At 44.1% G+C, this 12,799-nt stretch carries 11 protein-coding genes; 1 reads left to right on the top strand and 10 read right to left on the bottom strand.

Going from position 1 to position 12,799, the window contains the following annotated elements:
- Positions 1 to 7 precede the first annotated feature (7 nt).
- The 4 genes from T359_RS0100465 to T359_RS21195 form a co-directional block, all read right to left on the bottom strand.
- Positions 8 to 1,378: a TrpB-like pyridoxal phosphate-dependent enzyme gene (locus T359_RS0100465; protein ID WP_026515759.1), complete on the bottom strand. Its 1,371-nt coding sequence runs from the start codon at positions 1,376 to 1,378 to the stop codon at positions 8 to 10.
- 82 nt (positions 1,379 to 1,460) lie between these two features.
- The gene (yajC, locus tag T359_RS0100460) at positions 1,461 to 1,820 is read right to left on the bottom strand and encodes a preprotein translocase subunit YajC (RefSeq protein ID WP_026515758.1); all 360 of its coding nucleotides are present in this window, start codon (positions 1,818 to 1,820) and stop codon (positions 1,461 to 1,463) included.
- A gap of 115 nt (positions 1,821 to 1,935) precedes the next feature.
- Positions 1,936 to 3,117 carry a tRNA guanosine(34) transglycosylase Tgt gene (gene tgt, locus T359_RS0100455; RefSeq protein WP_026515757.1) on the bottom strand — a complete coding sequence of 394 codons (1,182 nt, stop codon included), beginning with the start codon at positions 3,115 to 3,117 and terminating at the stop codon, positions 1,936 to 1,938.
- A gap of 12 nt (positions 3,118 to 3,129) precedes the next feature.
- Positions 3,130 to 4,251: a M15 family metallopeptidase gene (locus tag T359_RS21195; protein WP_051544828.1), complete on the bottom strand. Its 1,122-nt coding sequence runs from the start codon at positions 4,249 to 4,251 to the stop codon at positions 3,130 to 3,132.
- A gap of 260 nt (positions 4,252 to 4,511) precedes the next feature.
- Between T359_RS21195 and aroC the strand changes: the two genes are divergently transcribed.
- A complete protein-coding gene (gene aroC / locus T359_RS0100445; protein ID WP_026515756.1) occupies positions 4,512 to 5,615 on the top strand; it encodes a chorismate synthase in 1,104 nt (367 codons plus the stop codon).
- A 64-nt stretch (positions 5,616 to 5,679) separates the two neighbouring features.
- Here aroC and T359_RS0100440 read toward each other — a convergent pair whose 3' ends face one another.
- The 6 genes from T359_RS0100440 to T359_RS0100415 form a co-directional block, all read right to left on the bottom strand.
- Entirely contained in the window at positions 5,680 to 6,759 is a 1,080-nt protein-coding gene (locus T359_RS0100440; RefSeq protein ID WP_026515755.1) for a lactonase family protein, read from the bottom strand.
- An 88-nt stretch (positions 6,760 to 6,847) separates the two neighbouring features.
- On the bottom strand, positions 6,848 to 8,284 hold the full coding sequence (locus tag T359_RS21190) for a glycoside hydrolase family 25 protein (RefSeq protein ID WP_051544827.1): 1,437 nt from the start codon (positions 8,282 to 8,284) through the stop codon (positions 6,848 to 6,850).
- Entirely contained in the window at positions 8,277 to 9,371 is a 1,095-nt protein-coding gene (locus tag T359_RS0100430; RefSeq protein WP_051544826.1) for a S66 family peptidase, read from the bottom strand. The genes T359_RS21190 and T359_RS0100430 overlap by 8 nt, the downstream gene beginning before the upstream one ends.
- A gap of 27 nt (positions 9,372 to 9,398) precedes the next feature.
- The gene (locus T359_RS21185) at positions 9,399 to 10,508 is read right to left on the bottom strand and encodes a class II aldolase/adducin family protein (protein WP_051544825.1); all 1,110 of its coding nucleotides are present in this window, start codon (positions 10,506 to 10,508) and stop codon (positions 9,399 to 9,401) included.
- A gap of 27 nt (positions 10,509 to 10,535) precedes the next feature.
- On the bottom strand, positions 10,536 to 11,843 hold the full coding sequence (locus tag T359_RS0100420) for a glutamate-5-semialdehyde dehydrogenase (protein WP_081795278.1): 1,308 nt from the start codon (positions 11,841 to 11,843) through the stop codon (positions 10,536 to 10,538).
- On the bottom strand, positions 11,812 to 12,792 hold the full coding sequence (locus T359_RS0100415) for a CPBP family intramembrane glutamic endopeptidase (RefSeq protein WP_026515752.1): 981 nt from the start codon (positions 12,790 to 12,792) through the stop codon (positions 11,812 to 11,814). Before T359_RS0100415 ends, T359_RS0100420 begins: the two co-directional genes overlap by 32 nt.
- Positions 12,793 to 12,799: the final 7 nt, after the last annotated feature.

Here is a 12,799-nt window from a genome sequence, read left to right as displayed (position 1 = left end):
CTACTATTTACTGCTCAACCTTTGGAAGCTGTGAGAGTGCTTTCTCAAGTTCAGCATCTGAAGGGATATAGTCTGACATATCACCGTCATTGAATTTCTGATAAGCAACCATATCAAAATATCCGGTTCCTGTAAGACCGAATACAATGTTCTTCTCTTCACCGGTCTCCTTGCACTTGAGAGCTTCATCGATGGCAACTCTGATGGCGTGGCTGCTCTCAGGAGCAGGAAGAATTCCCTCTACTCTGGAGAACATCTCAGCTGCCTCGAATACGCTGGTCTGTTCAACAGCTCTTGCCTTAAGATAGCCCTGATCATAAAGCTCAGAAACAACTGAGCTCATGCCGTGATAACGAAGTCCGCCGGCATGGTTGGCTGAAGGCATAAATCCGCTTCCGAGAGTATACATCTTGGCAAGAGGACATACCTTACCGGTATCACAGAAATCATAAGCATACTTACCTCTGGTAAGTGAAGGACAGGAAGCAGGCTCAACAGCGATAATATCGTAGTTTGCCTCTCCTCTTAACATCTCGCCCACAAAAGGAGAAATAAGACCGCCCAGATTGGATCCGCCACCGGCACATCCAATGATGGTGTCAGCCTTGATACCGTATTTATCAAGGGCTGCCTTGGTCTCAAGACCGATAACTGACTGATGAAGAAGTACCTGAGAAAGAACAGATCCAAGAACATATCTGTAACCTTCCTTGGAGGTAGCTGCCTCTACAGCCTCTGAAATAGCGCATCCCAGGGATCCGTTAGTTCCCGGGAACTCAGCGTTGATCTTTCTACCGATCTCTGTATCCATAGAAGGTGAAGGTGTAACGCTGGCGCCAAAGGTACGCATTACTTCACGTCTGAAAGGCTTCTGTTCATAAGAAACCTTAACCATATATACGTGACAAGCAAGATCAAAATATGCACATGCCATTGAAAGAGCTGTTCCCCACTGACCTGCACCGGTCTCTGTGGTAACACCCTTAAGTCCCTGTTTCTTGGCGTAATAAGCCTGAGCAATAGCAGAATTGAGCTTGTGTGAGCCTGAAGTATTGTTTCCTTCAAACTTGTAATAAATATGAGCGGGAGTTCCAAGCTTCTTCTCAAGGAAATAAGCTCTTACAAGAGGTGATGGTCTGTACATCTTGTAGAATTCCCTGATTTCATCAGGAATCGGGATGTATGGATCTGTATCGTTCAGTTCCTGAAGTGCAAGCTCATGACAAAAAATATGTGAAAGCTCATCAACTGTAACCGGCTTAAGTGTTGCAGGATTAAGGATAGGTGCGGGCTTTTTCTTCATGTCGGCCCTTACGTTGTACCAATCCTTGGGTAATTCATTTTCTTCAAGATAAATCTTGTAAGGTATATTACTCATTTTCGCTCCTCCATGTGCATATTTTTTAAAAAGCCCGATTGGGTGACCCCAACCAGGCTTTCATAAGAGTCATTTTTTTGACTTACTTCTTCTTGGTATCGCTAGAATCTTCAGATGTTACAACAGCGTCCTCAGGCTTCTCAACCTCAACGATTGCTTCCTTAGCCATAGGGATACGGCAATTCTTGTTGTTACCAAACTCAACGATTACTGTGTCATCATCGATATCAATAACAGTTCCAAAGAAACCGCCTGTTGTACGTACGCTATCGCCTACTGCAAGAGCTGAAAGAACCTGAGCCTTCTGCTTCTGCTCCTTCCTCTGAGGGCGAATCATGATGAAATATAAGAATCCGATGAATACAACATAAACTGCAATCATCATAAATGTGCCGCCTGCTGTAGCTCCCTGTGCAGCATCAGCTGTAAGTAATAATCCCATAGTATCCTCCAAAAAACTTTTTGTTTAATAATACACCAATAAATAATACTAAAAATAATGTGATAATTCAAGTATGCAATATTTAATCAATTTTCCATGACGAAATTAATGTGCATCAGCCTTTTCGCCAATTTCTGGCAATGTTATAACCGTCATCCACAGCATTGCCATCAAATTCCTGCATACCCTCCAGCTTCTTACGCTTGTATTCTGCGTAGTTACCGGCCTCGATCGCATCTCTTATCTCTTCCATCATATGATTATAGAAATAGAGATTATGAAGAACGCAAAGCCTCAGACCAAGCATCTCTCCGGATTTCAGAAGATGTCTGATATATCCCTTGGAGTATCTCTGACAGGCAGGACATTTGCAGCCTTCCTCAATAGGAGTGTCATCCAGTTCATATCTTGCATTCAGAAGATTGATATGACCTCTGTTGGTATAAAGATGTCCGTGACGGCCGTTTCTGCTGGGATATACACAGTCAAAGAAATCCACTCCCCTGTCCACAGCCTCCAGGATATTGGCAGGAGTTCCAACGCCCATAAGATATGTTGGCTTATTCTCCGGAAGGTAAGGCACAACCGTTTCAAGCACATGATACATTTCTTCATGGGACTCTCCCACCGCAAGACCGCCTACAGCATATCCGTCCAGGTCAAGATCACTTATGACCTTCGCATGCTCGATTCGGATGTCATCAAAGATCGCACCCTGATTGATTCCAAAAAGCATCTGATGGGGATTCACCGTATATTCCAGACCATTGAGTCTGTCCATCTCTGCCTTGCAGCGCTTAAGCCATCTGGTGGTCCTGTCCACAGACATCTGAACATATTCGTGTTCAGCCTTGGCAGAGGGACACTCATCAAAGGCCATGGCAATGGTGGAACCAAGGTGAGACTGTATTCTCATGCTCTCCTCAGGCCCCATAAACAGCTTATGACCATCGATATGAGAATGGAAGTAAACTCCCTCTTCCTTGATCTTTCTTGTTTTGGCAAGAGAAAAGACCTGAAATCCGCCCGAATCTGTAAGAATGGGTTTATTGCAGGACATAAACTTATGAAGTCCCCCCATTCTGTAGACCACGTCGTCTCCCGGTCTCAAGTGCAAATGATAGGTATTGGACAGGACAACCTGAGTTCCTATCCCCTCAAGATCCTGTGTGGAAACACCGCCCTTAATGGCAGCAACCGTGGCTACATTCATGAATACAGGAGTCTGAATCTTACCGTGAACCGTGGTAAACTCAGCCCTCTTGGCATTTCCGTCCTTTTTTAATATTTTATACATTTAAACCTCTTATTATTTTACGTAAATACTCCAGAATTCCTCCAGGCAGATATCATTTTCCGATATAAATGTTGCTGCGTCAACCCCAACATATCTAAAGTGCCAGGGTTCGAATTCTATGCTGGTTATGTCCTCTTTTCCCTCAGGATATCTGAGGATAAAGCCATATTTGTAGCTGTTGGCCTTAAGCCACTTACCTGCCGCTGTCTTTCCAAAGCCCTCGTCCAGGCTTGAATAGCCGTCACTGATAATATCAATGGCAAGACCGATCTGATGCTCAGAAGATCCGGGAACGGTAACAGCCTGTGATGCCAGATTGAAGGCATCCATGTAGGACATTCCGCCTGCCATGTACTTCTGGACCTTGTTGTTAAAGAGCATGGTCTGTCTGTCCATATCTCTGTAGGGTGAACAGATAATCAGTGTAACTCCGTCTTTTCTTGCAGCCTTCATCATATCAAGAAGCGGAGTTATGATCCTCTCATCGCATCTCATGGTGCCGCTGATAGTTCCAAGATGGAAGTCATAATCATCAGGAATGGGATGCTGCTTATTTACAAGAATAAGCTTCCAATCGTCACTTCTAAACTCAGGAGTGTCAGAGGCTTCTGAAGGTGTGTCTTCAGTTTCTCCCTCTTCATAGTCGCTTTCTCTTCTGGCTCCGAGAATATCATCAAGAGAAACCTGCTTCTCAGGATCCAGATGTTCAGCCTCAGCCACATCGGGATTCTCGCTCTCATAAGCCTCTTCAATGATAGATGAATCAACATTCTCAATTGCAGCCAGCTCAACATCAGATTCAGAAACGGCAGTATCTACAGCCTCTATACTTCCCTCCGATGTCATTCCGTCTATATCCGTCGTATTAACCTGAGTTGCAAAGCTGATGCCTACAGACATTGTTGGATATGCAAAACTGCTGCTGGTAACAAAAAACAACAGTATGCATGCAAGACAAGTAAACCTTTTAGTATTTCTGTAGAAATAAAAAAGAACATTGTAACAAATTATTGCTGATATAGCATATGTCACCCCCACAAAAGAAAGCTTTTTATGCTTTCTGTTAAACTTTTCAACCCGAGAAACCACCTTTTGCTTATAGGTAAGTTTCTTCTGCAAATTCCCCGCGTTCATATCAGAAATCCCCTCTATTTCGGATATACTTTTTCAAAATAAAATTACGCTTTACATTATAGCTCTAATGCAGCAAAATTTCACTATTTTTTCCGAAGAAATGCACCAAAAATGCTTTTTTTATTATTCTTTTTTGTTCAAATTATATCAAAAATGTGTCAACCATGCACGTTGGCAGACATTGCTGTTTCATTTATCGGATTTGTAGATTATAATAAATTTTATATATTAAATGCAGATTTTTGCGGAAAGAGGTGCCTATGTCAGGCTCAAGCTTCGGAAAAAATATCAGAATATCAACCTTCGGTGAATCCCACGGTCCTGCTCTTGGGGTTGTTATAGACGGTTTCCCGGCAGGTATGGAATTGGATAACAATGATATTCAGCAGCTGCTGGACAGAAGAAAACCCGGAACCAGTGAAGCTACTACCCAGCGTAAGGAAGACGATCTTGTAGAGATCCTGTCAGGGGTCTTTGAAGGCAGGACCACAGGCACTCCAATAGCGCTGATGATCCGCAACACTTCCCAGAGATCTGCCGATTACAGTGAGATTGCCACCTACTATCGCCCGGGACACGCTGATTTCGGCTTCGACTCCAAATATGGTTTCAGAGATTACAGAGGCGGCGGAAGAAGCTCAGGAAGAGAAACTGTGGGCCGCGTAGCTGCAGGTGCCCTTTGCAAAAAGCTCCTCTCCCGGATGGGTATTGAGGTCATGGCATATACCAGATCCATAGGAGATGTGGTGATCGACTACTCCTCTTTTGATAAGGATGCCATCACCAGGACTCCCACATCAATGCCGGATGTAAAAGCCAGCGAAAGAGCCATGGAACTTATCCGCAAGTGTCGTGAGGAGGAGGACTCCATCGGAGGAGTTATAGAATGTAGGATTAATGGTGTACCTGCAGGCATTGGAGAACCTGTTTTTGACAAACTTGATGCTCTCCTTTCCCAGGCCATTGTCAGTATCGGCGCTGTAAAGGCCGTTGAATTTGGGGACGGCTGCAGTGTATCCTCTCTTCGAGGATCTCAGAGCAACGACAGCTTCGAAATGTCAGATGGCAAGGTTATCAAAAAGACCAACCATAGCGGCGGTATCATCGGAGGCATCAGCGACGGCTCAGAGATAGTGGTCAGAGCTCACGTAAAACCCACCCCCAGCATCGCCAGAACCCAACAGACCGTGAACAAATCCGGTGAGAATATTGATATCAATATCCACGGTCGTCACGATCCCGTGGTGGTTCCAAGAGCTGTTGTCGTGGTCGAAGCAATGTGTGCCATTGTTCTTCTTGATCTGATGATCTCAAATATGTCCAGTAGGGCCGACTACATCAAAGACTTTTACAACAATAAATAATCAAGCAAAAAAGCCATGTACCGGTATTTTCCGATACATGGCTTTAATAATCTGTTCAAATAACTTATTTCTTCTCTTTTACATTATCCAGCTTGTGGAACACAATGCAGTTAGGTCTTGAAACAGAAAGCTCAGGTCCGTTCATGACCATTGTTCCCTTATCCATATCCACTGTAAAGAATGTAAGTGAATCAGACTCATGATTAAGTGAAACAAGATGCTTGTTGTCAGGGAAAAGAGCTGCATCCTTGGGATACTCTCCCGCTACGGGAAGCTGGATCTTCTTGGTGAGAAGTCCTGTCTCCTTGTCAACCTTGTAAACAACTACATTGTTCTCGCCTGCTGTGGAACTTACGAGATAATTGTAATCCTCAGAGAAGGTCAGGGCTGAACTTGCAACGCCCAGGGTATCTGACTCATCTGAGTTGGATACTGACTGGATCTTGTTGAACTCAGGCTCGCCGTCAATCTCCTCATACTGATATACATCGATTCCGCACTTCTGCTCAAGGCATACATAGAGGAACTTGCCATCCTTGGAGAACTGCATATGTCTTGGTGATGATTCCTGATCGCAGTGGATCACATCAGCCTCTTTTATCTTGCCTGTCTCATGATTAAGGGAATAAATATTAACCCTGTCCATTCCAAGGTCTGCAGCAAGAAGATACTTGTTGTCCTTGGAAACCTTAATGCACTGAACATGAGGCACATGGTTTCTGCCGGCTGCTGTGCCAAGGCCCTTGTGGAATCTCTCATCGGTGATCTCTCCGATGGAACCGTCCTTATTGAGCCTAAGAATGGTAACCTTGCCGTCATGATATCCGGCGGTGATAAGGAAGTTATCAGTCTGATCTTCGTTAAGATAGCATCCTCTCATACCATTGATGGAAGCTTCATTGAGGAACTCAAGACCTCCGTCAGGTAAAATATGATATGACTCAACCCCGGAATCGGTGATGGAGTAAAGAGTCTTATTGTCGTGAGAAATGCCTATATATGATGAATTGGTTATCTCTACCTTCTGTTTCTCGGTAAGTCTGCCGTTCTTGAGGTCTACATCATAGATTCTGATTCCGTACTTGGTGCCAAGTCCGGAAGTATAGCTTGAAACATAAGCTACATACTTGTCTTTTCCAGCCATTGTAAAACATGCCTCCTAAGCCTTATGAATAATCTTGCATTTATCATAATAATATCACAACCCCGGAAAACTTTAAATAAGTAAAAGTTTACCTGATCACATTCATATCAACATTTCCGCCAATACCGGTAACCTGTCCCTTAGAGGTATACTGCCACATATCGTAACGGGTTGCTGTATAGGTCGGGATATCCACATACTGGGCAAGCCAGATGTGAAAATCAAGAAGGCTTCCGGTATTGATACGGTTCTCAAACCAGATCTTATTGGAATAAACTCCGCAAGAATAACCGGCATTCTGTATGGTTGAAAGGAAAGCTCTTGTCACAGCTGTTCTTTCATCAGCACTGATGGCATCTCCTCTTCCGTTACTCTTTTCAACATCGATATAAACAGGATACTGGAGACTGTATGGGCTTATGAGATCAAGAACCATAGAAGCCTCTTCCACAGCTTCCGCTTCATTGACAGCCTGGGAAAAGAAATAAACTCCAACATTAAGGCCTGCACTCTTGGCCCCATTAATATTGGCGGTGTACATAGGATCCACAATAAGTGCTCCGGAGCTGGAGCCTCTGTATCCACATCTGATAATGGCAAAATCAATTCCCGATGCTTTAACTGCTCCCCAATCAATATTTCCGTTATGTTTGGAGACATCAATGCCTTTGGTTCCCGCATGGGCTGCAGCAACTTCTTCGCTACTGGGCTGATCCGGCTCCGTAGGTCTTTCAATAGTGCCTGAAGCTGCCTGTCTGCTTATCTCCGCAGCAGCGGTCTCATCCTCGATCTGTGCAATAAGATCTTCCGCATCATCTGAAATATCTTCGTCATAGGATTCCTGTGGCTCAGATGCCTGTTCTGAGTCTTCAGAGGACTCATCTTTTTCCGGAGTTCCTCCTGTGGTCTGGTCCTCATCCTGAACCTTGGTATCCTCTTCGGCTACATTAACCTGATCCTCGGTCTTAATCTCATCAGAGACATCGATCTTGGCATACTCAATCTTCTCAGCCACAGTTATTGTCTGGGTCTTGGCTGCCTTATAGGTGACATTTCCCTCTGTGATATCAGACATGAAAACCGTTATATCACCTGCCGGAACCGCAGGCAGATATATCATTCCGTCCCTGTCGGTATCATCATAGATAGAAGTGCCGTCCCCGCTTTTTACAGAAACCGTAAATGGTACTTTATCAATAAGTCTTCCGGTCTCATTATCGGAAAACTTGATCTTAAGATCCTTTTGAATGGATCTGAGGGAAATATTCACGGTCACGTCTTTATGCTCTTCCGAGGAATCTTCGGCAGCAGTCACCACGCCGTGCTCCGCTCTTAATGTATCTCCGTCTATGGCCCCGGCATCCAAAGCCTCAAGAGCCGTAACTTCTTCGAAAATTGTTGTTTCTTCAGTTGTTGCAATATCTACGTTCTCACTGTCTTTCCCCAGAAAAAGGAGTCCTATTACAACTCCGATGACCAGGGCCCCCGAAAATGCCAGGAGAACTTTCTGCATTGTTTTAATCATCTAAATACTCTACCCTCAAATCATTACCGCATACTGTAACTTTTGCATCAGCTCCCATAACGAGAGGAAGCTGCGGATCAAGATGTCCGAAATCCGCATCAAGGATAATCGGCACACCAAATCCCTCCAGCATAGAAGTAACAGCATTATATTGATCTACTCCCATCATCTCGCTCTCAAAGGCAGTCAGAGGCCTACCGATAAGAAATCCTCTGGCATTATCAAACCATCCGGCTTCCCTGAGATTCCATATTGACCTTCTTATGCTCATGGGAGTAAGATCACAGGCTTCGAGCATCCAGATAGCATCAGGATTTTCCTGATTGAACTTTTTCATATTGTCAAAACGTGTTCCCACAAGATTGGCTAGGACATCAAGACAACCGCCAAGGACTACGCCCCTCATGCCAAGAGTCTTTGATGCGTCAGCCTTTACAGCTTTTCCTCCGGCACACTCGTAAGATGCAAGCACCTTGTCGGCATCGTAAGCGTAGGGAATACTGAAGATCTCCTCAAGACTTTTTTCATCCCTAGGCTGTTCATCTTCCGGAGCCTGGGTCCTGGGAGCAGGTCTGCAGAATCTCTCATATCCTGTAAAGCTCTTGGAAGTTCCCTCAAGGAGCGCAAAAACATCTTCCTCAGGCTTCTCCCACTCTTTTGCATAATGGCACACACAGGGGCCGTATATTCCCATGACACCTGTAATTGTCACCAGTGGAAAGATGAAGTTGGTGTTGTCCGAATAACCAAGAAACCACTTGGGCTTGCCGGCCTTAAGAGCCTTGAAATCCACGTGGGTTATGGTTTCATTCATAAGCTCACCGCCCCCTGCGGAAATAATGGCATCCACATCATCCCGAAGGTAAAACTCCATAAGTTCTTTTGCGCAAACCTTTGGATCTGTACTGATGCCGATTCCGTCTCCTGTATGAACGGTATAGCCTTCAACAATGTTATAGCCCCTCTCCCTGAGCTTTTTAAGGGCAACTCCGTACATAAGGCTGTAGGGTTCCACTGAAGGCGCAAAGGATGGAGCTGTTATTCCGATGGTATCTCCCTTACCAATAGAAACAGGTCTTTTGATCATATTTTTCCCTCATAAAAAATGAATTGATTATTTACCGGATGATTTAATATCAGCCAGCTTGGAATAAGATTTTCTGTAGTGGCGGTTCATCTTATAACATTCCATAAGTGAAAGATAATGCCCCTCACCATGCCTCATTACAGCGTTATAAGCTATGCATCCCTTATCAAGCACTATGGCCACAGCCATGGCGTCATCCTCAGTGGGCCCCACACAATAAGCTCCGTCATTAAGAGAAAATACAGCATTGACATTTTTCTTGATATTATGATAATTCTGTCCGTCCTTGCCATGCTCATTGCTGGGAATCTTCACACTGTATCCTATGAGCTGGGCAAAATCGTCAAGAAGCGGCCTCATGTGACTGGCTCTTCTTGAAACAGTCATTACAGCCTCTGATTTATTATGAATAATGTATTTAACATCCGGTCTTCTTCTGTAGATTTCCTGATGAATCTGTTTAACTCTCTCGGGAGTATCGGCTATATCATAGATGATCATGCCCTCTTCCTTGTGGGAGTTAAAGCCCACCTCAACACCGTGGTGCATGTCGGTCTTGCAGACATCTATAAGGAAATTGTTGCAGGCAACCTCAAGCCTTTCTGCCTCGTAGATGGCCTCCCTGGAATTCTTGCCCATACATATGGTCCCGTGATTAGCCATTATTATGCCATTGGAATCATTGTACTTTTTTACTGTGTGATAAACATTCATGGCCAGCTTCTCAGTTCCCGGAAGCGCATAAGGTGCCACCGGAATCACCAGATCCTGATCCTCGGAATAAGTTACTATCTTCTTAAGTCCGAGAGTTCCGGCGCAGGATGCATACACCTGATGGGTGTGGACAATGAATCTAATATCCTTTCTCACCTTGTAGCAGGCGGCATGAACAGCCTTCTCGCTGGAGGGCTTGTATTTGCTCTCATAGGTAAGATCATTGATATTGACAGCAACGATCATATCCGGAGTAAGATCCTCGTATCTGATTCCGCTGGGTGTTATCAGAAAATGGTCTGCATCTATTCTGCAGCTGATGTTTCCCCAGGTCCTTACCAACAATCCAATATCATGTAGTTCTCTTGAAACCTCTATTATGTGCTCCTTGGCACCAAGAAGTTCCTCTTTGGTCAATGCCATAAATAACCTCCCAAATCCCCAAAAGTATTATCTTACCTGACCATTCCCAAAAATCTGATACTTGTAAGATGTAAGTTCTTTAAGTCCCATAGGGCCTCTGGCATGGAGCTTCTGTGTGCTGATACCGATCTCTGCCCCGAAACCGAATTCGAAACCATCTGTAAATCTTGTGGATACATTGTGATAAACGCAGGCAGCATCCACTCTGCTAAGGAACTTGTCAGCAGTCTCCTGATTCTCAGTGATGATAGACTCAGAATGACCTGTATTATATTTGTTGATGTGCTCAATGGCTTCATCAACATCTTTTACTGTCTTAACGGAAATAATGTAGTCAAGATACTCTTTTCCGAAGTCCTCTTCTGTGGCATCCACAGCATCTGTAAGGATAGCCTTGCTGTCCTTGTCAGCTCTGACCTCAACATTATGTTCCTTCATTGCTTTTGCAAAAAGAGGTAAAAAGGCATCCTTCACCGCCTCATGAACCACAAGGGACTCTGCGGCATTGCAGACACCGATTCTCTGGGTCTTGGCATTGATTATGATGGGAATAGCCTTCTCAAAATCAGCATCCTTGTCCACATAGATGTGGCAATTACCGGTTCCTGTCTCGATCACAGGAATAGTTGAATTCTCAACCACCGCCTTGATAAGCCTAGCGCTGCCTCTTGGAATCAGAACGTCAACGTAGTCATTCATCTGCATGAACTTGGTTGTAACGCTTCTGTCTGTATCCTCAATGAGCTGAACAGCATCGGGATCAATGCCCTCCTCTGAAAGCGCATCTCTTATAACTTTTGTAATGGCGATATTGCTGTCGATGGCATCACTTCCGCCTTTTAATATAACTGAATTACCGGATTTAAAAGTAAGACTGAAGGCGTCCGCCGTAACATTGGGCCTTGATTCATAGATGATACCAATAACTCCAAGAGGCACTCTCACCTTCTTTATATGAAGACCGTTGGGTCTGTCGAAATGTTCTATCTCTGTGCCGATGGGATCCTCCAGGTCCGCAACCTGCTTAAGTCCCTCAGCCATGGCCTGAATACGTTTTTCATCAAGTTTAAGGCGGTCCAGCATTCCCTGATGCATACCGTTCTTTTCACCGCGCTCATAGTCTTTTTGGTTGGCTGCAATAATATCAGCTGCATTCTCAACAAGCTTATCAGCTACAACCAGAAGCGCTTTGTTCTTCTGATCGGTTGACAGGTTCTGAATCTTATACTTTGAAGCTTTCGCTCTCTGGCAGATCTCTAATAATTCCATACCGCTCCTCCTTGAAACTAAACCAAAAACGCACTTATATTTGATTATACCTAACAAAATCCCCATATTCAACACCGGCTGCTTCGTTTGGTTCGACGGATTCGGGTTTTTTGACTTTGAACCAGTCTGTTTTTTTATTGATAAAAATGACAATTACAAGAAGTGCTATGTCAAGAGCCATGCCGAATATCATCTCTGCAACACTGACCTCACTTGAAGCAACTGAGCCTTCAAGCCCGCAGATCATAAAAGAAAAGAAGTTGTTGATCAGATGCGCAGCAACAGCCACTTCTATTCCCTCTGTATACCAGGCGATCAATCCGAATATAATACCGCAGTTAAAGATTGTAATTTGCCCTCGTATATCATAACCATGCAGTAAGGTGAAGACTATTGACTGCAATATTATGGCCAAAGCAGGAATTTTTAACCATGCTCCAAGGGTCTGTCCCAGAAAGGCCCTGAACATGTACTCTTCAGCAAGACATTGGAACGGAAGTAAGATCAGGAAGCAAATAAAGCCCCAAAAAGTATAACCAAAGGTAAGATCCTTTAGTCCGCCTTGTACTGCCCACAGGATTATCTGAGGAAGGCCATTGGCCAGGAATGCTGCAAACAATCCAACGAAGAATATATGCCAGTTCCACCCTCCCCTTGAAGATATAAAAGTGTGAAGAGGCCTTTCCCTTGTTACCAAAGCCGCCAATAATATTGCAGGATAAATTACGGCAATGCCACCAAATGAAAGTATCACACCTTCAGGAGTATAAAAATCCATACCTTCATATCCTGAAGGTGTATCAAGGGCAGCAAAGAAATTTCCAGTAGTTAGTAATGAAATTCCACCGGACAATAAAACAATCATGATAAGGAAAACAATAAAAAAAACAAGAGCAAGAGAAGCGGTCAATATGGGATAGTACCACTTATAACGTTTTCGAAAACTGCTGAAAGTATAATAATTTCTGTCGTTAATTTTACTTGGTTTGAAAAGACATAAAAATTCAGGCTTCATAGATATC

It is taken from the genome of Butyrivibrio sp. MC2021 (assembly GCF_000621605.1).
Lineage (GTDB): Bacteria > Bacillota > Clostridia > Lachnospirales > Lachnospiraceae > Butyrivibrio.
The sequence above is the reverse complement of the archived record's forward strand: the minus strand, read 5'-3'. Positions and strand labels throughout refer to the sequence as shown.